Source organism: Citrobacter sp. wls615 (assembly GCF_005281355.1).
In the GTDB taxonomy this organism is placed as follows: Bacteria; Pseudomonadota; Gammaproteobacteria; order Enterobacterales; family Enterobacteriaceae; genus Citrobacter; species Citrobacter werkmanii.
The window spans coordinates 13,068-35,858 of record NZ_SZXM01000064.1 but is presented as its reverse complement, the minus strand read 5'-3'; the positions used below and the strand labels follow the sequence as shown (position 1 = coordinate 35,858).

21 protein-coding genes and 1 pseudogene are annotated in these 22,791 nt (G+C 54.1%); 4 read left to right on the top strand and 18 right to left on the bottom strand.

Going from position 1 to position 22,791, the window contains the following annotated elements; genetic code table 11:
- Nucleotides 1–65: 65 nt before the first annotated feature.
- A complete protein-coding gene (gene purL / locus FDX04_RS17830; protein WP_137371293.1) occupies nucleotides 66–3,953 on the bottom strand; it encodes a phosphoribosylformylglycinamidine synthase in 3,888 nt (1,295 codons plus the stop codon).
- Between the two features lie 257 nt (nucleotides 3,954–4,210).
- Between purL and mltF the strand changes: the two genes are divergently transcribed.
- Nucleotides 4,211–5,761 carry a membrane-bound lytic murein transglycosylase MltF gene (gene mltF, locus FDX04_RS17820; protein ID WP_061382211.1) on the top strand — a complete coding sequence of 517 codons (1,551 nt, stop codon included), beginning with the start codon at nucleotides 4,211–4,213 and terminating at the stop codon, nucleotides 5,759–5,761.
- A 40-nt stretch (nucleotides 5,762–5,801) separates the two neighbouring features.
- Here mltF and tadA read toward each other — a convergent pair whose 3' ends face one another.
- Genes tadA through murQ form a run of 4 tightly spaced genes read right to left on the bottom strand, consistent with a single transcriptional unit; the run spans nucleotide 5,802 to nucleotide 9,263 of the window.
- Entirely contained in the window at nucleotides 5,802–6,299 is a 498-nt protein-coding gene (gene tadA, locus FDX04_RS17815) for a tRNA adenosine(34) deaminase TadA (protein WP_137371292.1), read from the bottom strand.
- 57 nt (nucleotides 6,300–6,356) lie between these two features.
- Nucleotides 6,357–6,992, bottom strand: coding sequence for a phosphatidylglycerophosphatase C (yfhb, locus tag FDX04_RS17810; protein WP_137371291.1), 636 nt, complete (start codon nucleotides 6,990–6,992; stop codon nucleotides 6,357–6,359).
- A gap of 3 nt (nucleotides 6,993–6,995) precedes the next feature.
- Nucleotides 6,996–8,360, bottom strand: coding sequence for a PTS transporter subunit EIIC (locus FDX04_RS17805; protein WP_137349366.1), 1,365 nt, complete (start codon nucleotides 8,358–8,360; stop codon nucleotides 6,996–6,998).
- A 9-nt stretch (nucleotides 8,361–8,369) separates the two neighbouring features.
- Nucleotides 8,370–9,263 carry an N-acetylmuramic acid 6-phosphate etherase gene (gene murQ, locus FDX04_RS17800; RefSeq protein WP_042306686.1) on the bottom strand — a complete coding sequence of 298 codons (894 nt, stop codon included), beginning with the start codon at nucleotides 9,261–9,263 and terminating at the stop codon, nucleotides 8,370–8,372.
- 117 nt (nucleotides 9,264–9,380) lie between these two features.
- Between murQ and FDX04_RS17795 the strand changes: the two genes are divergently transcribed.
- Nucleotides 9,381–10,229, top strand: coding sequence for a MurR/RpiR family transcriptional regulator (locus FDX04_RS17795; RefSeq protein ID WP_042306662.1), 849 nt, complete (start codon nucleotides 9,381–9,383; stop codon nucleotides 10,227–10,229).
- Nucleotides 10,230–10,284: 55 nt separating this feature from the next.
- Nucleotides 10,285–10,545, top strand: a complete 261-nt coding sequence (locus tag FDX04_RS17790) for a YfhL family 4Fe-4S dicluster ferredoxin (protein ID WP_038642696.1) — start codon at nucleotides 10,285–10,287, stop codon at nucleotides 10,543–10,545.
- Here FDX04_RS17790 and acpS read toward each other — a convergent pair.
- The 12 genes and pseudogenes from acpS to rseD form a co-directional block, all read right to left on the bottom strand.
- A complete protein-coding gene (gene acpS / locus FDX04_RS17785) occupies nucleotides 10,542–10,922 on the bottom strand; it encodes a holo-ACP synthase (protein WP_137360552.1) in 381 nt (126 codons plus the stop codon). The genes FDX04_RS17790 and acpS overlap by 4 nt on opposite strands.
- Nucleotides 10,922–11,653, bottom strand: coding sequence for a pyridoxine 5'-phosphate synthase (pdxJ, locus tag FDX04_RS17780; protein WP_003838383.1), 732 nt, complete (start codon nucleotides 11,651–11,653; stop codon nucleotides 10,922–10,924). The genes acpS and pdxJ overlap by 1 nt, the downstream gene beginning before the upstream one ends.
- Nucleotides 11,654–11,664: 11 nt before the next feature.
- Complete coding sequence (gene recO / locus FDX04_RS17775; RefSeq protein WP_042306658.1) at nucleotides 11,665–12,393, bottom strand: DNA repair protein RecO; 729 nt, start codon at nucleotides 12,391–12,393, stop codon at nucleotides 11,665–11,667.
- A gap of 11 nt (nucleotides 12,394–12,404) precedes the next feature.
- Nucleotides 12,405–13,310, bottom strand: a complete 906-nt coding sequence (era, locus tag FDX04_RS17770; protein ID WP_042306656.1) for a GTPase Era — start codon at nucleotides 13,308–13,310, stop codon at nucleotides 12,405–12,407.
- Nucleotides 13,307–13,987 carry a ribonuclease III gene (gene rnc, locus FDX04_RS17765; RefSeq protein ID WP_003037579.1) on the bottom strand — a complete coding sequence of 227 codons (681 nt, stop codon included), beginning with the start codon at nucleotides 13,985–13,987 and terminating at the stop codon, nucleotides 13,307–13,309. Before rnc ends, era begins: the two co-directional genes overlap by 4 nt.
- A gap of 269 nt (nucleotides 13,988–14,256) precedes the next feature.
- Nucleotides 14,257–15,231 carry a signal peptidase I gene (gene lepB, locus FDX04_RS17760; protein WP_038642704.1) on the bottom strand — a complete coding sequence of 325 codons (975 nt, stop codon included), beginning with the start codon at nucleotides 15,229–15,231 and terminating at the stop codon, nucleotides 14,257–14,259.
- A gap of 15 nt (nucleotides 15,232–15,246) precedes the next feature.
- On the bottom strand, nucleotides 15,247–17,046 hold the full coding sequence (gene lepA / locus FDX04_RS17755; RefSeq protein ID WP_038642706.1) for a translation elongation factor 4: 1,800 nt from the start codon (nucleotides 17,044–17,046) through the stop codon (nucleotides 15,247–15,249).
- A gap of 270 nt (nucleotides 17,047–17,316) precedes the next feature.
- Entirely contained in the window at nucleotides 17,317–17,781 is a 465-nt protein-coding gene (rseC, locus tag FDX04_RS17745; protein ID WP_042306646.1) for a SoxR-reducing system protein RseC, read from the bottom strand.
- Nucleotides 17,778–18,734, bottom strand: coding sequence for a sigma-E factor regulatory protein RseB (rseB, locus tag FDX04_RS17740; RefSeq protein WP_038642710.1), 957 nt, complete (start codon nucleotides 18,732–18,734; stop codon nucleotides 17,778–17,780). Before rseB ends, rseC begins: the two co-directional genes overlap by 4 nt.
- Nucleotides 18,734–19,384, bottom strand: a complete 651-nt coding sequence (gene rseA, locus FDX04_RS17735) for an anti-sigma-E factor RseA (RefSeq protein WP_008785497.1) — start codon at nucleotides 19,382–19,384, stop codon at nucleotides 18,734–18,736. The genes rseB and rseA overlap by 1 nt, the downstream gene beginning before the upstream one ends.
- A 31-nt stretch (nucleotides 19,385–19,415) precedes the next feature.
- Nucleotides 19,416–19,991 (bottom strand): RNA polymerase sigma factor RpoE, encoded by a 576-nt coding sequence (gene rpoE, locus FDX04_RS17730; protein WP_003037573.1) that lies wholly within the window; start codon nucleotides 19,989–19,991, stop codon nucleotides 19,416–19,418.
- Nucleotides 19,988–20,153: pseudogene (gene rseD / locus FDX04_RS17725) on the bottom strand (rpoE leader peptide RseD). The gene rpoE and the pseudogene rseD overlap by 4 nt, the downstream one beginning before the upstream one ends.
- Nucleotides 20,154–20,415: 262 nt before the next feature.
- Between rseD and nadB the strand changes: the two are divergent.
- On the top strand, nucleotides 20,416–22,038 hold the full coding sequence (gene nadB, locus FDX04_RS17720; protein ID WP_137371290.1) for an L-aspartate oxidase: 1,623 nt from the start codon (nucleotides 20,416–20,418) through the stop codon (nucleotides 22,036–22,038).
- Here the strand turns inward: nadB and trmN are convergent.
- Nucleotides 22,023–22,760: a tRNA(1)(Val) (adenine(37)-N(6))-methyltransferase TrmN gene (gene trmN / locus FDX04_RS17715; RefSeq protein WP_085048976.1), complete on the bottom strand. Its 738-nt coding sequence runs from the start codon at nucleotides 22,758–22,760 to the stop codon at nucleotides 22,023–22,025. The two genes, nadB and trmN, sit on opposite strands and share 16 nt — an antisense overlap.
- Nucleotides 22,761–22,791 lie beyond the last annotated feature (31 nt).

The following is a 22,791-nucleotide window of genomic DNA, read 5'->3' as shown; positions in this document are numbered from 1 at the left end:
TAGCTGGGGGTTTTCTGTGCACAAAAAAGCCCCTCGCAGGAGGGGCTTAATGGCTATCAGGCTAATTAACCGAGCTGTTTACGCGCGTTACGGAAAATACGCATCCACGGGCTGTCCTCGCCCCAGTTTTCCGGGTGCCAGGAGTTAGCCACCGTGCGGAACACACGTTCCGGGTGCGGCATCATAATGGTGACGCGGCCATTTTCAGTGGTAACGGCAGTAATACCGTTCGGTGAACCGTTCGGGTTAGCCGGGTAGGTTTCGGTCACCTTACCGAAGTTATCAACGTAGCGCAGCGCCACCAGGCCTTTGCTCTCAAGCTGAGCCAGATGCGCGTCGTCACGCACTTCCACACGGCCTTCACCGTGAGAAACGGCAATCGGCATCATTGATCCAACCATATCGCTGAGCAGTAAAGATGGGCTTTGCGTCACTTCGACCAGGCTGAAGCGGGCTTCAAAACGATCGGAGTGGTTACGCACAAAGCGCGGCCACAGGTCGCTGCCCGGGATCAGCTCGCGCAGGTTAGACATCATCTGACAACCGTTACACACCCCAAGCGCCAGCGTTTGCGGACGATGGAAGAAGGTTTCAAACTCGTCACGTACACGGTTGTTGAACAGAATCGACTTCGCCCAGCCCTCCCCGGCGCCAAGCACATCACCGTAAGAGAAGCCGCCGCAGGCTACCAACGCCTGGAAATTCCCCAGACCGATACGCCCGCCCAGCAGATCGCTCATGTGTACGTCGATAGCATCGAAGCCCGCACGGTGGAAAGCTGCCGCCATCTCGACGTGGGAGTTCACCCCCTGCTCGCGCAGTACAGCGACTTTTGGACGTGCGCCGGTGGCGATATACGGCGCGGCAACATCGTCATTGATATCGAACGTCAGTTTAACGTTGAGGCCTGGATCGGCGTCGTTGGTTTTAGCGTCGTGTTCCTGATCGGCGCATTCCGGGTTGTCGCGCAGACGCTGCATCTGCCAGGTGGTTTCTGCCCACCACATACGCAGGGTGGTACGGCTTTCGCTGAACACAGACTGTCCATTAGCGGAGAGAGTGAAGCGGTCGCCTTCGACGGCTTTGCCGAGGTAGTGTACGCAGTCTGCCAGGCCGTTGGCCGCCAGAATGTCTTCCACCGCATCACGGTCAGCGGCGCGAACCTGGATCACCGCGCCCAGTTCTTCGTTAAACAGCGCTGCCAGACGATCGTCGCCCAGGGTGCTGATATCAGCCTCAATACCACAGTGCCCGGTGAAAGCCATTTCCGCCAGCGTCACCAGCAAGCCACCGTCGGAGCGGTCGTGGTAGGCCAGCAGCTTGCGCTGTGCGACCACCGCCTGAATGGCGTCGTAGAAGCCTTTCAACTGCGCCACGTCACGTACGTCGGCCGGTTTGTCGCCCAGTTGACGGTAAACCTGCGCCAGCGCCGTTGCGCCCAGTGCGTTGTGGCCCAGACCAAGGTCAATTAACAACAGGGCATTATCTTCAGTAGAGAGCTGTGGAGTAATAGTGTGACGCACATCTTCCACGCGGGCAAAAGCGGTGATCACCAGCGACAACGGCGAGGTCATTTCTCGCTGCTCGTTGCCTTCCTGCCAGCGGGTTTTCATCGACATCGAGTCTTTACCTACCGGAATAGTCAGGCCAAGCGCCGGACACAATTCTTCCCCGACGGCTTTTACCGCTTCGTATAGCCCAGCATCTTCACCCGGGTGACCCGCGGCCGCCATCCAGTTTGCGGAGAGTTTAATGCGTTTGATGTCGCCAATCTGCGTTGCCGCGATGTTAGTCAGCGCTTCACCTACAGCCAGACGGGCAGAAGCTGCGAAGTCCAGCAGAGCGACTGGCGCACGTTCGCCGATAGACATCGCTTCACCATAGTAGCTATCAAGGCTGGCGGTGGTCACGGCACAGTTAGCCACGGGGATCTGCCACGGCCCGACCATCTGGTCACGCGCCACCATACCGGTAACGGTACGGTCGCCGATGGTTACGAGAAACGTTTTCTCAGCGACCGTCGGCAGGTGCAGTACGCGGTTCACCGCATCTGCAATCGAGATTTCGCCACGATTCAGGGCATCGCCCTTAGCTTTCAGCGTCTGCACGTCGCGGGTCATCTTCGGCGTTTTGCCCAGCAGCACGTCCAGCGGCATATCGATCGGCTGATTGTCGAAGTGGCTGTCGCTCAGGGTCAGATGCTGCTCTTCGGTGGCTTCGCCAATCACCGCGTACGGCGCGCGCTCACGCTTACACAGCTCGTCAAACAGCGGCAACTGGTCAGCGGCAACCGCCAGCACGTAGCGCTCCTGAGATTCGTTACACCAGATTTCCAGCGGGCTCATACCCGGCTCGTCGCTGAGGATATCGCGCAACTGGAATTTACCGCCGCGACCGCCATCGCTGACCAGCTCCGGCATGGCGTTAGACAAACCGCCCGCACCGACGTCGTGAATAAACAGAATCGGGTTGGCATCGCCCATCTGCCAGCAGCGGTCGATAACTTCCTGGCAGCGGCGTTCCATTTCCGGGTTATCGCGTTGTACGGAGGCGAAGTCGAGGTCGGCATCAGACTGACCAGAGGCCATAGAGGACGCGGCCCCGCCGCCGAGGCCGATGTTCATCGCCGGGCCGCCGAGAACGATCAGCTTCGCGCCGACGACGATCTCGCCTTTCTGCACGTGATCGGCACGGATGTTGCCGATCCCGCCCGCCAGCATAATCGGTTTGTGGTAGCCGCGCAGCTCTTCACCGTTGTGGCTGTTAACCTTCTCTTCGTAGGTACGGAAGTAGCCGGTCAGCGCCGGGCGACCAAATTCGTTGTTGAACGCCGCACCGCCCAGCGGGCCATCGGTCATGATATCCAGCGCGGTAACGATACGTTCCGGTTTGCCGAAATCTTCTTCCCACGGCTGTTCGAAGCCAGGAATACGCAGGTTGGAAACAGAGAAGCCCACCAGCCCGGCTTTCGGCTTCGCGCCGCGCCCGGTAGCGCCTTCATCACGAATTTCACCGCCGGATCCGGTTGCCGCGCCCGGCCATGGAGAGATGGCGGTTGGGTGGTTATGGGTTTCTACCTTCATCAGGATATGGGCTGGCTCCTGATGGAAATCGTAGCGACCGGTTTCGTGGTCGGCAAAGTAACGTCCGACTTCAGAACCTTCCATCACCGCGGCGTTGTCTTTATAGGCAGACAGCACGTGGTCCGGCGTGGTTTCAAAGGTATTTTTGATCATCTTAAACAGCGACTTCGGCTGCTGTTTACCGTCGATAACCCAGTCGGCGTTAAAAATCTTGTGGCGGCAGTGCTCAGAGTTAGCCTGCGCAAACATATACAATTCGATGTCGTTCGGGTTGCGCCCCAGTTTGCTGAACGCATCCTGCAGATAGTCGATTTCGTCTTCCGCCAGCGCCAGACCCAGACGCAGGTTAGCGTCGATCAGCGCCTGGCGTCCCTCACCCAGCAGATCGACGCTGGAGACCGGCGCAGGCTGGTGATGCGCAAACAGTTTTTCGGCATCGTTTAGCGCAGAGAAAACCGTTTCCATCATGCGGTCGTGCAGTACGTCGGCAACCTCCTGCCACTGCTCCGCAGTCAGCGTAGAAGCTTCGACATAATAAGCAACGCCACGTTCCAGGCGGCTAATCTGTTGTAGGCCGCAATTATGGGCAATATCAGTCGCTTTAGAAGACCACGGGGAGATGGTGCCCGGACGAGGGGTAACCAGCAGCAGTTTGCCCTCAGGAGCGTGACTGTGAAGAGCTGGACCATATTTCAGCAGGCGTGCAAGCTGTGCGTGCTCATCCTCATTCAATGGTGCGTTCAGATCGGCAAAATGGACGTACTCGGCGTAAATATTGTGGACCTGGAGGTTGGCAGCCTGAAAACGTGCCAGCAGTTTGTTAATACGGAATGCAGACAGTGCAGGTGAACCACGCAGAATTTCCATCATAAGTCTCTCGTCTTCTAAGCTTTTGGTGTGCCCAAGTGGGGGAAACGGGCGGTATTATAAAGAATCTACCGCGCCGACGAAACCGTTTGCGTCGAAATAAAATCGCGGTCTCGTCTTATCATCAAATGCGGTCTGTATTCTGAATAAGTTGCCAACTGACGCAAGTTTAAGCAAAATGCCGCTCATTAATGACGATTTCACTTCTTAAACAACACCACAGCAGGCAGAGACAACGTACGGTTCAGAGAATTAACTAATTGAAAAAATTAAAGATTAATTATCTGTTCATCGGCATATTAACGCTGTTGTTGGCAGCGGCCCTCTGGCCATCCATTCCTTGGTTCGGTAAAGCCGAAAATCGTATCGCCGCCATTCAGTCGCGGGGAGAACTGCGCGTCAGTACCATTGACTCGCCATTAACTTATGCAACCCTCAACGGGAAAAAATTCGGTCTGGATTATGAACTGGCCCAGGCGTTCGCCAACTACTTAGGCGTGAAGTTAAAAATCACCGTGCGCCAGAACATCAGCCAGCTGTTTGACGACCTGGATAACGGGGATGCAGATCTGTTAGCCGCAGGTCTGGTGTATAACAGCGAGCGGGTGAAAAATTACCAGCCCGGCCCGACCTATTATTCGGTTTCACAACAGTTAGTGTATCGGGTCGGGCAATATCGCCCCCGAACCCTGGCCACCGTGAACGATAACCAACTGACCATCGCCCCGGGGCACGTGGTGGTTAACGACCTCCAGCAGCTAAAAGAGAAAAAATTTCCCGATCTGAGCTGGAAAGTGGATGACAAAAAGGGCACCACTGAACTGCTGGATGATGTTATCGCCGGTAAGCTGGATTACACCATTGCCGATTCCGTCGCCATCAGCCTGTACCAACGCGTACACCCTGAGCTGGCCGTCGCGCTGGACGTCTCCGACGAACAACCGGTGACCTGGTTTAGTCGACTGGACGATGACAACACTCTGTCCGCCGCCTTGTTGGATTTCTTTAATTCCATGAATGAAGATGGCTCTCTGGCGCGACTGGAAGAGAAATACCTCGGGCATGGCGATGATTTTGACTATGTCGACACCCGCACCTTTTTGCGCGCCGTCGATAGCGTGTTGCCAGACCTTAAGCCGCTATTTGAAAAATATGCGCAAGAAATAGACTGGCGGCTGCTTGCCGCAATCTCGTATCAGGAGTCGCACTGGGACGCGCAGGCCACCTCCCCGACCGGCGTACGCGGGCTGATGATGTTGACCAAAAATACCGCCCAGAGCCTCGGGCTGACTGACCGTACCGATGCAGAACAGAGCATCAGCGGCGGCGCGCGTTATTTGCAGGATATGATGAGTAAAGTGCCGGATACTGTCCCGGAGGGAGAACGGATCTGGTTTGCGCTTGCCGCCTACAATATGGGTTATGCGCATATGCTGGACGCACGGGCGCTGACGGTCAAAACCAAAGGCAATCCGAATAGCTGGTCCGATGTAAAACAGCGGCTACCGCTGCTCAGTCAAAAGCCGTATTACAACAAGCTGACCTATGGCTATGCGCGTGGTCATGAAGCCTACGCCTATGTGGAAAATATCCGTAAATACCAGATAAGCCTGGTGGGATATCTGCAAGAAAAAGAAAAGCAGGCGCAGGAAACGCAGCAGCTGGCGCAGGATTATCCGGCGGTGTCGCCCGCGGAGTTATTAGGTAAAGAGAAATTCCCGCTTTCCGCGTTTCTGTCTCAGACGTCGTCAAACTACCTGACGCACTCCCCTTCTCTGCTGTTTTCAGCGCAAAAGAAAGAGGAAAAGTAGTCTTATCGGCCTGATAAACATCAGGCAATCAGACCGGCATTTACGCATTGGCGGATTTTTTCAGGGCTTTAATTTCCTGACGACGCATACGAAAGAAATCGCTGAGCAGCGTGGCGCATTCATCCCGCAGGATTCCCTCTGTCACTTCAACCCGATGATTCATTCCAGGGTGATGTAGCACGTCAATTAATGAACCCGCCGCCCCCGTTTTCGCATCGCGCGCGCCAAACACCACCCGGCCGATACGACTGTGCACCATCGCGCCAGCGCACATCACGCACGGCTCCAGAGTGACGTACAACGTGGCATCCAACAGACGGTAATTTTGCAGCACCAGGCCGCCCTGACGCAGCGCCATAATTTCAGCATGGGCCGTGGGATCATGGTGACCAATCGGTCGGTTCCAGCCTTCGCCAATGACGCGGTTATTATGCACTAATACCGCGCCCACCGGGACTTCACGCTCATCCCAGGCGCGCTTAGCCAGCGTTAAAGCATGACGCATCCAGTATTCGTGGCAAAATTCAACTTCAGACAAAGGGGGTAACTCCAGTAATCAAAGCGGGCGCATTATACACAGACGCTATCGTTTACTCTATTCGAGTTGTTGCAGTTCCCCACGCGGCGTGACGCGCCAGCGATGCTGACAAAAAGAGAGCAGCGGGTTGTCCTGCTTACTGTCGCTATAACCACTATAAAGTTGCAGCGGCGTGCCAATCTGGCGTTCCAGCTGTGTCACTTTCTCATGCCCCAGACAGCGCAGAGGCAGCACCCAGCCACCGTATCCCCGCGCCATTTTACTGGCGATCAGATTGACGCGCGGTAGCCACGGAGTATCAAAGTAAACCTGCTCCACCAGCGACTGTGGGGAACCGGTGATAAGCCAGATGTCGGCGTCAGAACTCAACAGATAAGTGGTCAGCCGCTGCTGTACGAGCGGAAACGCCGTCACGTTATCGCGAAACCAACGTACAAAATCGGCCTGGTGCGCTTTCAGACGCGCCTCGCTACGACCAAAAGTGCATCCCCACAACAGCAGACTCATTGGCCAGCGGGCCGCGCGTCCTTTTATCAACAACGCCAGCGCAATCACCGGTAACAGAGGCAGCACAAGCAGCACGTTCAGCGGCTGGCGGCGCAGCAGATAACGAATAAAACTCCCGAACATATCCTGCTGATGTAACGTGCCATCCAAATCAAAAAAGACAACGCGGCGCTGGTGATTGGTCAAGCTTTATTCCTCTGGATCGTTGAACCCCAATAGCCAGGTAAACAGAAACCCGGCAATAACTGCTACCAGATAGCCTAACAGATAGAGCATCACTTTTCCGGTAACAATCGTTAATGCCAGCGGTAATCCTGAGATACCAAAGGTGATAACCGTCGCCACTTTCCAGTAGCTTATCAGCGCCCCGCCTACCGCTCCGCCAAGACAGGCACCGATAAAAGGCTTACCCAACGGCAGCGTAACGCCAAAAATCAGCGGTTCGCCAATCCCCAATAATCCAACCGGCAACGCCCCTTTGATCACCTTTTTTAGTCGTGCGTTGCGGGTTTTCATCAGCACCGCAATCGCAGCACCGATTTGCCCAACACCCGCCATTGCAAGGATTGGGAAGAGCGCGTTATAACCGTGCGCCTGCACCAGTTCGACGTGGATAGGCACTAATCCCTGATGAAGCCCGGTGAGCACCAGCGGCAGGAAGGTTCCCGCCAGTATAGCGCCGACCAGAAAACCGCCGCGATCGATAGCCCAGGATGCGCCGTGAGCGATAGATTCGGAAATCCAACCGCCCAACGGTTGCAGCGCCACTATCGCAATAGCCCCGGTAATAATGGTGGTCAGCAGTGGGTTAAGGATCAGCTCCAGTGATTCCGGCAGCAGTTCACGGAATTTGCGTTCGATCCAGCACATCAACGCTACCACCAACAGCACGGCGATTACCCCGCCGCGCCCCGGCTGCAACGTTTCGCCAAACAGGGTAATTTGCGCCAGTTGCGGGCTGGAGAGGATCCCCGCCATCACTCCGCCCATCGCCAGAGAACCGCCGAAGACTTTAGCGGTATTGACCCCGACCAGAATATTCATAATGGCAAACACGGCGCTGCCAAATATGCCCATCAGTCCAAGTAAATTCGGATAGTGGGTCGCAAAATCCCCGACGATATCCGGCCGCTTAAGGATGTTAATAATGCCGGTAATTAAACCGGAGGCGATAAACGCCGGAATAAGAGGGATAAAGACGTTCGCCAGCTTACGCAACGCATCGCTCATCGGCGCTTTGTATTTCGCTTTAGCCGCTGACTTCGTGCGCTCGATATCATGTACATCGGTGCGCTCGCCGTCATCGGCAATCAGGGAGCGCATAGCATCCACCACCCTGGCGGCTTTACCGGGGCCGACGATGATCTGGTGTTGCGCGCCCTGCTTCACGTAGCCGCTGACGCCGGACAGTTGCTTGAGCCGGGATACATCGAGCTGACCCTCATCCCGGACTTCCACCCTGACACGGGTCATACAGTTTTCCAGGCGCAGAATATTTTTCTCTCCGCCAACGCCCAGCAGAATGTCGCTGGCCAGCACCGCCGTCTTATCCATATACACCTCTTAGTGTTCTAACGCCGCGCGTAAAAAACCCTGGTGAGCGGCAAGCTTTTCGCGGGCGGCAGCGGCGTCCAGGCCGGTGAGCGCCATTAAAATGGCGGGTTTAACCTCAAAGTCAGTCTGCTTTAACAGCGCTTGCGCCTGCTCACGCGCAATACCAGTGGCTTCAACCACCATGCGACACGCCCGATCGACCAGTTTGACGTTGGTGGCCTGCATATCCACCATCAGGTTCTGATACACCTTGCCAAACTTCACCATCGCACCGGTGGAGATCATATTGAGCACCAGTTTTTGCGCGGTGCCGGATTTCAGTCGAGTAGACCCCGTCAGGGCCTCCGGCCCCACCACGGGGGAGATGGCAATATCCGCTTCATGAGCGATAGGAGAGTCCGGATTGCAGGAAATCGCCACCGTCGTACAGCCCACCGTCCGGGCATATTTCAGCCCGCCAATCACATACGGCGTACGACCTGAAGCCGCCAGACCAACCACCAGATCCACTGTGGTAAGGTTGATCGTACGCAGATCGTCTTCACCTAACTGCGGGTTATCTTCCGCGCCCTCAACCGCCTTCAGCAACGCGCCCGGTCCTCCGGCTATCAGGCCAACCACCAGACCGTGCGGTACGCCGAAAGTCGGTGGGCATTCAGACGCATCCAGAACCCCAAGACGCCCACTGGTACCCGCGCCCATGTATATAATGCGTCCGCCCGCTTTAAGCGCATCAGCCGCCGCATCGACCGCTAGCGCAACTTCAGGAAGAGTGGCTTTTACTGCTTCTGCTACCAGCGTATCCTGTTGATTAAAACGATGAACCAACTCCAGCGTGGAGAGCGCATCAAGATCCATGGTCTGAGGATTACGGGTTTCTGAAACTAATGCACCGAGATTCATTTTTTGGTCCTTAGGAATTTTTAATTCATAATAATCTGTCATAATGGAATATTATATTCATCCAGGCGAGTGAAATTTTGTTTTGTAATCGCCATCACGTTTTCGCCAGGAGACAGCATGAACTGTTTAATTCGCATTCGTCAGCGTTACCCGGATCTCGCGCAAAGCGATAAAAAACTTGCGGATTATCTCCTCGCTCAGCCGGATACCGCGCGTCATCTCAGCTCACAGCAGTTGGCTTTTGAAGCGGGCGTCAGCCAGTCCAGCGTGGTGAAGTTCGCGCAAAAATTAGGCTTTAAAGGATTTCCGGCACTCAAACTGGCGATTAGCGAAGCGCTGGCCAGCAATCCCAACCCCCATTCTGTTCCGGTGCATAATCAGATCCGAGGTGATGACCCTATGCGTCTGGTGGGTGAAAAGCTGATTAAGGAGAACGTGGCGGCGATGCATGCGACGCTGGATATTAACAGCGAAGAAAAACTGTTGGAGAGCGTCACGATGCTGCGCTCTGCCCGACGTATTATTCTGACCGGTATTGGCGCATCGGGTCTGGTAGCGCAGAATTTTGCCTGGAAGCTGTTGAAGATTGGTTTTAACGCGGTGGTTGAACGCGATATGCACGCGCTGCTGGCGACGGTGCAGGCGCTTTCGCCAGGCGATCTACTGCTGGCTATTTCGTACACCGGTGAACGCCGCGAGCTTAATCTGGCGGCAGATGAAACGCTGCGTACCGGGGCCAAAATTCTCGCCATCACCGGATTTACGCCCAATGCCCTGCAGCAACGCGCAAGTCATTGTCTGTATACGATTGCCGAGGAGCAGGCCACGCGCAGCGCCGCGATCTCCTCCACCCATGCGCAAATGATGCTCACCGATTTACTGTTTATGGCACTGGTGCAGCAGGATCTGGAGCATGCTCCGGAACGCATTCGTCACAGCGAAGCGCTGGTAAAAAAACTGGTCTGAGCAAAGAATGCGCGTATAATGCCCGCCCGATTTGTGATGTTTTGAGAGTTTCCTGATGGCCCTGTTAATCACTAAAAAATGTATCAATTGCGATATGTGCGAACCTGAATGCCCGAATGAGGCGATTTCGATGGGTGACAGCATTTACGAGATTAACAGTGACAAATGTACGGAATGCGTAGGCCATTATGACACGCCAACCTGCCAGAAGGTGTGCCCGATCCCCAATACTATTTTGAAAGATCCGGCACATTTAGAGAGTGAAGAGCAGTTGTGGGATAAATTCGTCCAGATGCATCACGCGGACAAAATCTAACTTTCAATAATCACCGTGGCGCAGGCGTAGTGACGCTCATCGGCCAGCGTCACATGCATATGTGCGACGCCGAGTTTTTCCGCCAGGCTTAACGCCTCCCCCCATAACCGCAGACGCGGCTTACCGAGTTCATCGTTAAAGACCTCGAACTGGTTAAACGCCAGGCCGTTGCGAATACCCGTACCAAAGGCTTTTGCTGCTGCCTCTTTAACCGCAAAACGCTTTGCCAGAAAACGCACCGGCTGCTGATGCGTTTCCCAGATTGCCCATTCGTTGTCGCTGAGCACGCGTCTTGCCAGACGGTCACCGGAGCGGGAGATCACCGCTTCAATGCGGGCAATCTCCACGATATCCGTACCTAATCCCAAAATCGCCATTAACCACGCGCTTCCAGCATCAGGCGTTTCATTTCTACTACCGCGTCTTTCAGACCGCTCATCACTGCGCGTCCGATAATGGCATGACCGATGTTCAGTTCGTGCATTTCCGGGATCCGCGCGATGGCCTTAACGTTGTGATACGTCAGACCGTGACCCGCATTCACCTTCAGGCCAAGGCTTGCGGCAAAAGTTGCCGCTTTCGCAATACGCGCCAGTTCGCTGGCCTGTTCCGCGTCAGTTTTCGCATCAGCGTAACAGCCGGTGTGAATTTCAATAAACGGCGCGCCAACTTCAGCAGCGGCTTTGATCTGTTCTTCATCGGCATCGATAAACAGTGAAACCAGGATGCCGGCATCCGCCAGGCGTTTACAGGCGTCACGCATCTTGTCGCGTTGACCGGCGACATCCAGACCACCTTCAGTGGTAACTTCCTGGCGCTTTTCCGGCACCAGGCAGCAAAAATGCGGCTTAGTCTCAACGGCAATCGCCAGCATCTCTTCGGTTACCGCCATTTCCAGATTCATACGCGTATCCAGCGTCTGACGCAGAATACGCACGTCTCTGTCGGTGATATGGCGACGGTCTTCACGCAGATGCACAGTAATGCCGTCTGCGCCCGCCTGTTCAACGATAAACGCCGCCTGAACCGGGTCCGGGTATGCGGTGCCGCGAGCATTACGTAAAGTGGCAATGTGGTCAATGTTGACGCCTAACAGTAATTCAGCCATGACAATCCTCGTTAATCATTTTTAATTTTTACTGCGCGTTTTGGCATAAATTGCCGGAACAGTTCCCGGCTTTTTAACGGCTTACCACCAAGATACGGCTTTAACGCCATGCGGGTAAAGCGTTTCGCAGCGCGAAGCGTATCAACATCCGGAAATTCACGCGACTCAAGCGCTTTCAGATGGCGTCCGGTAAAGGTGGCGTTATCAATCACGACGCTTGCGATAAATCCTTTCTCTTCCCGATAACGATAGGTCATGGTGTCATCTACCGGCTCGCCGCTGCCCGCGCAGTGGGTAAAATCCACGCCGTAACCCAGATGACCGAGTAAAGCCAGTTCAAAGCGGCGTAGGGCGGGTTCGGGCGACCCCGTCGCGCCTGCCAGCGCCTGAATACAGTTCAGGTAGTCGAAAAAGAGTTCAGAAAAGCGAGTCTCGTATTCAAGCACGCGCGAGATAAGCTCGTTGATATACAGGCCGCTGTATAACGTAATACCGCTTAGAGGGAGTGCCAGAGAGACGGCTTCGGCGCTACGCAAGGTTTTGACCTCACCACGCCCACCAAAGCGAAGCAGTAACGGAGTAAAAGGCTGGAGTGCGCCTTTGAGATTAGAACGTTTGGAACGCGCGCCTTTGGCAACAAGGCGCACGCGGCCCGATTCTTCCGTGAAGACGTCCAGCACGAGGCTGGTTTCGCTCCACGGGCGGCTGTGCAGGACAAAAGCGCGTTGCCAGCCCTCCATCGGGGTTATTCTCAGAGATCGTCGCCGTAACCGAGGCTGCGCAGCGCGCGTTCGTCATCGGCCCAGCCGGATTTCACTTTCACCCACAGTTCGAGGTGAACAGGCGCTTCGAACATTTCCTGCATGTCTTTACGCGCTTCAATACCGATGGTTTTAATTTTGGCCCCTTTGTTGCCAATTACCATCTTCTTCTGCCCTTCACGTTCGACAAGGATCAGACCGTTGATATCGTAGCCGCCGCGCTCGTTAGAAATAAAACGCTCAATCTCAACGGTGACGGAATACGGCAGTTCAGCGCCCAGAAAACGCATCAGCTTCTCACGGATGATTTCAGAGGCCATAAAGCGCTGTGAACGATCGGTGATGTAATCTTCCGGGAAGTGATGAATTGCTTCCGGCAGATGCTTACGTACGATACCCGCAATGGTATCAACATTCAGACCGGTTTCGGCAGAGATCGGGACGATGTCGAGAAAGTTCATCTGGCTGGCCAGGAACTGCAGGTGCGGCAGCAGATCGGCTTTTTCCTGAACATTGTCTACTTTGTTCACCGCCAGAATTACCGGGGCTTTACCATCACGCAGCTTGTTGAGCACCATTTCGTCGTCCGGCGTCCAGCGAGTGCCTTCCACAACGAAAATCACCAGCTCAACATCACCAATCGAGCTGCTCGCCGCCTTGTTCATCAAACGGTTAATGGCTCGTTTTTCTTCCATATGCAGGCCCGGGGTATCAACATAAATCGCCTGATACGCGCCTTCGGTATGGATGCCAACAATACGGTGACGTGTTGTCTGAGCCTTACGAGAGGTAATAGAAATCTTCTGCCCAAGCAGATTATTCAACAAGGTGGATTTGCCAACGTTCGGGCGGCCGACGATGGCAATAAATCCGCAGTAAGTTTTATCGATGCTCATTCCAGCTCCAGTTTTTTCAACGCCTGTTCGGCGGCAGCCTGCTCAGCCTTACGACGGCTCGAACCTGTGCCAACCACCGGTTCACTCAGGCCGCTGACCTGGCAGTGGATAGTAAATTCTTGATCGTGAGCTTCACCACGGACCTGCACCACCAGATAGGACGGCAGCGGCAGGTGGCGACCCTGCAAATATTCCTGCAGGCGCGTTTTCGGATCTTTTTGTTTGTCGCCTGGGCTAATTTCATCCAGACGGGTTTGATACCAATTTAGGATCAGTTGCTCAACGGTTTGAATATCGCTGTCGAGGAAGACGCCGCCGATCAAAGCTTCAACGGTGTCCGCCAGGATCGACTCACGACGGAAACCGCCGCTTTTCAGCTCGCCTGGTCCCAAACGTAAACATTCACCGAGGTCAAACTCACGGGCTAATTCTGCCAGCGTATTACCGCGAACCAGCGTCGCGCGCATGCGGCTCATATCACCTTCATCCACACGCGGGAAACGGTGATATAACGCATTAGCGATGACAAAGCTCAAAATAGAGTCGCCTAAAAATTCTAAACGCTCGTTATGTTTGCTGCTGGCGCTACGGTGAGTTAATGCCTGCTGCAACAGCTCCTGATGATTAAAAGTGTAGCCCAGCTTCCGTTGAAGCCGATTAATTACGATGGGGTTCATGCGATACCAATAAATGAATGCGTCAACAATTCAGCACACGAAACAGACCTGATATACGCCATTCATTTAGCCATCTGGCATCGTCTGAATGCTTTTGTATACAAACCAACGCTGTTTCGTGTGCCGTGGCAACCTGTCGGTGCCAACCTAAAACTTCGGGGGAATATTCTATACACAACGACAAGGGATGTCGTTAGTCTGCGGGAATTTATCCGAGAAATAATTCACGCTGTCGCCTTAGTGACGACAACGTGAACGATAATTAGCAATTAATGAATACCGCCAATACGGCTTAAACGCACGCCGGTCGGCCATTCACCCTCTTGCTTGTCGAAGCTCATCCAGATTGCAGTCGCTTTACCCACCAGATTCGCTTCCGGCACAAATCCCCAGTAACGGCTGTCCGCGCTATTGTCACGGTTATCACCCATCATGAAGTAGTGTCCCGGTGGGACGATCCAGGTCGCTAGCTGCTGGCCAGGCTGACGGTAGTACATCCCTACCTGATCCTGCGCGATTGGCACGGTCAAAATGCGGTGCGTTACCTCACCGAGCGTTTCTTTACGTTCGGTGAGGCGAATACCGTTCTCTTTCGTTTCGTTCAACGGAACTTCAAAGAAACCGCTGGTCGCTTCCCCGCCGTTACGACGAGCAAAGGTCTGCACAAAATCACTGGGCTGAACATCAGAGTAGGTTACCGGCAGCGCATTTTCACACGCCTGACCGGAGCTGCAACCAGGCTGAATAGTCACCTCTTTTGCCACCGGATCGTACGTCACTTTGTCTCCCGGTAAACCGACAGCGCGTTTGATGTAGTCCAGGCGCGGATCTTCCGGGTATTTAAACACCACGATATCACCGCGTTTCGGATGGCCGGTTTCGATCAACGTTTTCTGGTAAATCGGATCTTTAATCCCGTAGGCGAATTTCTCCACCAGAATAAAGTCGCCAATCAACAGCGTCGGCATCATCGAACCTGACGGGATCTGGAACGGTTCATAAATAAACGAACGCACCACCAGCACGATAGCTAATACCGGGAAAACGGATGCGCCAGTTTCCAGCCAGCCCGGCTTAGGGGCCACTTTTTTCAGCGTTGCTTTATCCAGTGAATCACCTGCAGCAGCTTGTGCTGCTGCCTGACGCTCCCGGCGTTTTGGCGCGAAAATGAATTTATCTACGCACCATAAAATGCCCGTCACTAGTGTGGCAATCACCAGAATCAGGGCAAACATGTTCGCCATGCCAACTCCTTAAGATTATTTGCTGTCTTTACCGACATGCAGAATGGCGAGGAACGCTTCCTGCGGCAGTTCGACGTTACCGATCTGCTTCATGCGCTTTTTACCCTCTTTCTGTTTTTGCAGCAGCTTTTTCTTACGGCTGATATCGCCACCGTAGCATTTCGCCAGAACGTTTTTACGCAGTTGCTTCACCGTTGAACGTGCGATGATGTGCGTGCCGATGGCCGCCTGGATCGCGATATCAAACTGCTGGCGCGGGATCAGATCTTTCATCTTTTCGACCAGCTCACGGCCACGGCTCTGGGAGTTGTCGCGGTGAGTGATCAGCGCCAGCGCATCAACACGTTCGTTGTTGATGAGGACATCAACACGCACCATGTCAGACGCCTGGAAGCGTTTGAAGTTATAGTCCAGCGACGCATAGCCGCGGGAGGTCGACTTCAGGCGGTCGAAGAAGTCGAGTACCACTTCCGCCATCGGAATTTCATAGGTCAGCGCGACCTGGTTACCGTGATAAACCATGTTGGTCTGTACGCCACGTTTCTCGATACACAGCGTGATGACGTTACCAAGGTAAGCCTGCGGCAGCAGCATGTGACACTCGGCGATCGGCTCGCGCAGTTCGTAGATGTTGTTCAGCGGCGGCAGCTTGGACGGGCTATCGACGTAGATTGTCTCCTTCGCCGTGGTTTCCACTTCGTAAACTACGGTCGGCGCGGTAGTGATCAGATCCAGATCGTATTCACGTTCCAGACGTTCCTGAATGATCTCCATGTGCAACAGGCCGAGGAAGCCGCAGCGGAAGCCAAAGCCCAGCGCGGTTGAGCTTTCCGGCTCATAGAACAAGGAAGCGTCGTTCAGGCTCAGCTTGCCGAGCGCATCACGGAAGTTTTCGTAATCGTCAGAGCTGACCGGGAACAGACCGGCATAAACCTGCGGTTTCACCTTCTTGAAACCTGGTAGCGCTTTCTCTGCCGGGTTACGCGCAGACGTTAAGGTATCACCCACCGGGGCGCCAAGGATGTCTTTAATCGCACAAACCAACCAACCTACCTCGCCGCATTTCAGCTCGGTACGGTCAACCTGTTTCGGCGTGAAGATACCCAGACGGTCGGCGTTATAAACCTGACCGGTGCTCATCACTTTAATCTTGTCGCCTTTACGCATGGTGCCGTTTTTAATACGCACCAGCGAAACCACGCCCAGGTAGTTATCGAACCAGGAGTCGATGATCAGCGCCTGCAATGGGCCTTCCGGATCGCCTTCCGGCGGCGGAATGTCGCGCACCAGACGTTCCAGCACGTCGGTCACGCCCACGCCGGTTTTCGCCGAGCAGCGTACTGCGTCGGTGGCGTCGATGCCGACGATATCTTCAATTTCTTCCGCTACGCGCTCAGGGTCAGCGGCTGGCAGGTCAATTTTGTTCAGTACTGGCACCACTTCCAGATCCATTTCCATGGCGGTGTAGCAGTTGGCGAGCGTTTGCGCTTCTACACCCTGTCCGGCGTCAACCACCAGCAGTGCGCCTTCACAGGCGGCAAGCGAGCGGGAAACTTCATATGAGAAGTCGACGTGGCCCGGGGTGTCGATAAAGTTAAGCTGATAGGTTTCACCATCAGATGCTTTGAAATCGAGCGTCACGCTCTGCGCTTTGATAGTAATACCGCGCTCACGCTCAAGATCCATCGAGTCGAGAACCTGCGCTTCCATTTCACGGTCAGAAAGGCCACCGCAGATCTGGATAATACGGTCAGACAGCGTCGATTTACCGTGGTCGATGTGAGCTATGATTGAAAAGTTACGTATGTTCTTCATATAGAGTAATTATTGTGCCTTACGCCCGCCTGAGCAGGCTCTGAGAAGTCGCTGATCTGAGCTTAACGTCTGTTTAAGTGAAACGCCGCATTCTACACTACAACGCTGAGGCGAGGAAATGTTCATAGAGCAAGGATAGCGGGAACTGGAAACAACCTTACAAAGTCGGTGAAACTTTTGCCGGATGGCAGCATAAACGCCTTATCCGGCCTACGCCTGCATCTGAAAACGCGGTAGGCCTGATAAGCGCAGCGCCATCCGGCAAAGATATCACTGCTGGGTTTCGACGCGAATAAGATCGGGTGGGAGGGCAACATTCAGAATGACCGGCTGCCAGGCTTCACGTTCAGCAAGCTTACGGGAATATCCACGGGCGATCAGGAATCCGCCCACGCCACCCAGTACAGCCCCGCTTAGTGCCGCCAGATCCGAGCCAAATAGCACCTGGAACAGTGCCGCGAAAAGAAAGAGACCCGCCAGTGGAGACATATAAACCAGCATCGCCGATCCCAACAGGCTCCTCTCGGCAATGCCCAGCTCAACTTTTTGACCAGGGGCCAATGGCTCATCGCTGGGTACCACAATAGTATGTGTGGTCTGCGGTCCAAGTTTATTCAGCACGCGGCTCCCACACCCGGCTCGGGAAGCACAGCTGCTACATGACGCTTTCACATCACAGCTGACCGTCGCCAGACCATTTTGCCAGGAAACAACTGTTGCCCACTCTTTGATCATTGTGCGGCCCTGAACTTGATATTGTCCGCGATACGCTTCGCCGTTTGTGGTGGAAGCTCGCCCACTATCGTAATTTCCGCGTTATCACGCACGCTGGTGCTGACCGTTCTACGCCCGGTTCGCAGCAGTTGATCGGTGCTATTTTGCGTCGCGCGGTTTACGTTCACGGAGAAACTGAACAGGCCATCCGAATAAAGGCGTGATTCAATCGGCATGTTATCCATGGTTGGCAGCGGGCGTCGACTGCTGGAGACTTCGCTAAAGCCTTGCGGCACCCACGACGGGCTCCAGTTGAAGTTGGTTTTTTCACCCGCAGGAACCGACAGCAACGGCGGTAGATTAGCTTTCGCCAGCGTCTGCATGCTGTCGCTAACGCCGTTGTTTACGGTAAAGGCGATGACGCGGAACTGTTCCAGCGTTTCGCCATCACGATCAAGAAGATCGACACGCATCGGTAGCTTGGTCTCCGTGTCCATCCAGACGATATAGCTGTAACGGGTGCCGTCACGAGCGACAACGCGGATCACTTCACAGAGCCGATCGGCAATGCGGGTGCGGCCTACTGAGATAAAATCATAGTAGGGTGCAAGGCGTTTGAAGTCGGTGTAAATCAGGGATGGCAGAGAGTCAACGATATAGTCGCCGTTCAGCGTGAACGGTTCGAGCCCAGGCTCGAAATAGCTAATTTCATTGCCACGTTGCACCACTTCCCGGCGCGGTCCATCCAATTGCAGCAGTTGCGCTAACGGACGGTTATCCTGGCGGGCATGGCGATAACGTAGGGATTCAACGCCCTGTTTATTGATGCTGACAAATGACAGCTCATAGGTTAGCGACTGGCTGGCCAGATTCATCTGCTGCAACAACGCCCCGGACGCAGGATTGGCCGAGGCGTTTACAGAGAAAAACAGGCTACCAGCCACAAGTGACATGGCAAACCAAAGTTGCTTCATTACTGCGATTGCGTTCCTAAAGTTTGAATTCCTGGCACCTGCACAGCGGCTTGCTGTGTTTGCGCCTGCTCAAACTGAAGCTGTTCAGAGTGCAGTCGACGTTGCAGTTCGTAATCCTGCAACATGGCATTAATACGACGACGCTGCTCCTGTACCTGCTGTTGCTGACCGCCGCTGGCTGTCGCGTCAGAAGGTACACCCAGGCTTACCGGACTGGCTTTACCCATCATCGGTAATGTATTGAATACCGGCGTTTCGGGCTGCTGGGACGTTTCAGATTGACCATTATAGTGCTGGACGCCAACAATAACTGCAAGTGATACACACGCAGCCACGCCCATTTGGGTAAGCTGCGCGGCCCACGGACGCATTTTCTTCCAGAATGGCATTTTCTGCCACTGGTGCGGTGCTGGCTGGGCCTCAGGAATCAATGGCGCCGTCTGACGTACTGGCTCATCCTGGATGGCAGCCATTACGCGGGCGGAAATATCGAAATGGAGAACGTCGGCGGTATCACCTCGCATGGAATCGCGAATCAGGTGATAACTCTCCCAGGTTTTTTGCATTTCCGGGTCATGAGTTAGCTCTTTAAGCAACTCAGTATCCAGCGTTTCGCCATCCATTAAAGCGGAAAGTTTTTCTTTCTGCATGCCTAATACCTTTTCCAGTATCCCGCTATCGTCAACGCCTGATAAGCGGTTGAACTTTATTATCAATAGCTTCCCTCGCTCGGAAGATACGTGAACGCACCGTACCTACCGGACAATCCATGATAGCGGCTATCTCTTCATAGCTCAGGCCATCCAGCTCCCGCAAGGTTATTGCCATGCGTAAATCTTCCGGGAGGGACTCAATAGTTCGGAAAACTATCTGTCTCAGTTCTTCTGACAACATTAAGTTCTCAGGGTTCGAAATTTCTTTCAGTGCACCGCCACTTTCGTAGTTTTCTGCTTCAATCGCATCTATATCACTGGAAGGTGGACGACGCCCCTGAGCGACCAGGTAATTCTTCGCTGTATTGACTGCGATACGATACAGCCAGGTATAAAAAGCACTATCCCCCCGGAACGAGTCCAGCGCACGATAGGCCTTGATAAATGCTTCTTGTACTACATCGGGTACATCGCCCGACGGTACATAGCGAGAAACCAGACTCGCCACCTTATGCTGATAGCGGACTACCAGTAGGTTAAAGGCTTTCTGATCTCCCTTTTGGACCCGTTCTACCAGGACCTGGTCCGTTAACTGCTCGCTCATCCGAGGTAAAGTCTCCCCAAACCAAATTTCCACGCGCTGTCGAAACGCCACTCCATAAGCTTCACTATGAGCAAGCAAATGCTTAGAGTGCTCAAGTTTCGTAAAGTTCCGTTACGCATTTGTTTTTTGTTTGTCATGTTGTAGACAGGTCTTATCTCTCATTATAAGTCTACATAACCCGATCAACGCACTATCTGTAAGAAATGCCCATTTCACCGCTTGCAGAGTAACCCAACGGCCACTTTATTTCATCACATAATCTGATGCTAACGGCCTGCTTCACAAAATAATTTTGCTCATTTCATCCTCGTCTTACTTTTCTTTCATGTTTAGCCATTGCAACACATCTAAAAATAAAACGTGCAGTAACGCGCGTCGTGGTGCTATTGTGAGCAAACAGTGTTTAGTAAATTAAACAAAAATCATGAATACAACTCCTGAATTATCCTGTGACGTGCTGATCATTGGCAGCGGAGCTGCCGGACTCTCACTGGCGCTGCGGCTGGCTGAGAAACATCAGGTTATTGTACTGAGCAAAGGTCCTGTTAGCGAAGGCTCGACGTTTTATGCTCAGGGCGGTATTGCCGCGGTTTTCGATGAAACCGACAGTATCGACTCCCACGTTGAAGACACGCTGGTTGCCGGGGCCGGACTGTGCGATCGTCATGCGGTTGAATTTGTCGCCAGCAATGCCCGCACCTGTGTGCAGTGGCTTATCGATCAGGGCGTGTTGTTTGATACACAGGTTCAGCCCAACGGTGAAGAGAGTTATCACCTGACCCGTGAAGGTGGTCATAGCCATCGACGCATCCTGCATGCTGCGGATGCCACCGGTAAAGAAGTCGAAACCACCCTTGTCAGCCGGGCGCAAAATCATCCCAACATTCGGGTTCTTGAACGTAGCAATGCCGTAGACCTGATTGTCTCCGATAAGATCGGTCTGCCGGGAACGCGTCGGGTGGTCGGCGCCTGGATCTGGAATCGTAATAAAGAAGCTGTCGAAACCTGCCATGCGAAGTCAGTGGTGTTAGCTACCGGCGGCGCGTCAAAAGTGTATCAGTACACCACCAATCCTGATATCTCCTCGGGGGACGGGATTGCGATGGCCTGGCGCGCAGGATGTCGTGTCGCCAATCTTGAATTTAACCAGTTTCACCCAACTGCGCTGTATCATCCGCAGGCGCGCAATTTCCTGCTGACCGAGGCGCTGCGTGGCGAAGGCGCACACCTGAAGCGCCCGGACGGCTCGCGCTTTATGCCCGATTTTGACGAGCGTGGCGAACTGGCTCCCCGCGATATTGTCGCCCGTGCCATTGACCACGAGATGAAACGCCTGGGCGCTGACTGCATGTTCCTCGACATCAGCCACAAACCGGAAGCATTTGTTCGTCAGCATTTCCCGATGATTTATGAAAAACTGCTCGGACTGGGCATCGATTTGACCAAAGAGCCGGTCCCTATCGTTCCTGCCGCGCACTATACCTGCGGCGGCGTGATGGTTGATGACTTTGGCCGCACGGACGTCGACGGTCTGTATGCCATCGGCGAAGTGAGCTACACCGGCCTGCATGGCGCCAACCGTATGGCGTCGAACTCATTGCTTGAGTGCCTGGTTTACGGCTGGTCAGCCGCTGAAGATATCGACAGGCGAATGCCTTACGCACGCGGCGTCACCACACTTCCCGCCTGGGATGAAAGTCGTGTGGAAAATCCGGATGAGTTGGTGGTGATTCAGCATAACTGGCATGAGCTGCGCTTATTTATGTGGGACTACGTCGGAATTGTGCGTACAACCAAGCGCCTGGAACGCGCTCTGCGCCGTATCACCATGCTGCAACAGGAAATCGACGAGTATTACGCTCATTTCCGCGTGTCGAACAATTTGCTGGAACTGCGCAACCTGGTGCAGGTTGCCGAGCTGATTGTACGCTGCGCAATGATGCGCAAAGAGAGTCGGGGCCTGCACTACACGCTGGATTATCCTGAACAACTTCCCGAGTCAGGCCCGTCCATCCTCTCACCGCTAAGTCATCACATAAACAGATAAAACGCCTGGGTCAGCGCCGTGTAACCTTCAGAGTAACGTTGGTCTGGCCCACGGATAACCAACCTGTCGCTAAAGCACTCCCCGGCCTGCGGGGAGAATGCCAACAATACACGATGTGGTAGCCGGGCCTCAGTTTCTGCCACATCCGTACGTAAACGCAAATGCCAGCCCATACTTAATGCCTGCTGGGTAAATGCATTACCAATTTGTTCCGGCAGCACAACACAAAAAAAACCATCTTCTGTAATACTCCCCGCCGCCAGTGCCAGCAATGCTTCATGATCAAGTGCGGTCGTGTAACGTGCCTGCTCGCGCTGCGGCGTGGCGCATTCCACTCCCTGTTCATAATAGGGTGGATTGCTGATAATCAAATCAAAACGCACGGTCTGGCGCGGTATCCATTGCTGCGCATCTGCTGTATGAACGCTGACGCGATGCATCCACGGAGATTGCGCGATGTTCTCCTGCGCCTGCTGCGCGGCGTCAACATCAAGCTCCACGGCGTCAATGATGACATTTTCATCAGTGCGCTGGGCCAGCATCAGCGCCAACAGGCCGCTCCCGGTACCAATATCCAGGATCCGTTTTACGCCCGCAACGGGGGCCCAGGCCCCTAATAAAATACCGTCCGTTCCGACTTTCATTGCACAACGATCATGTGCCACAAAAAACTGCTTAAATGTAAATCCATTACGTCTAAGTACGGATGTAGACTGGGGCATGAAGAACAACCTTCCTGGGAAAAAAAACGAT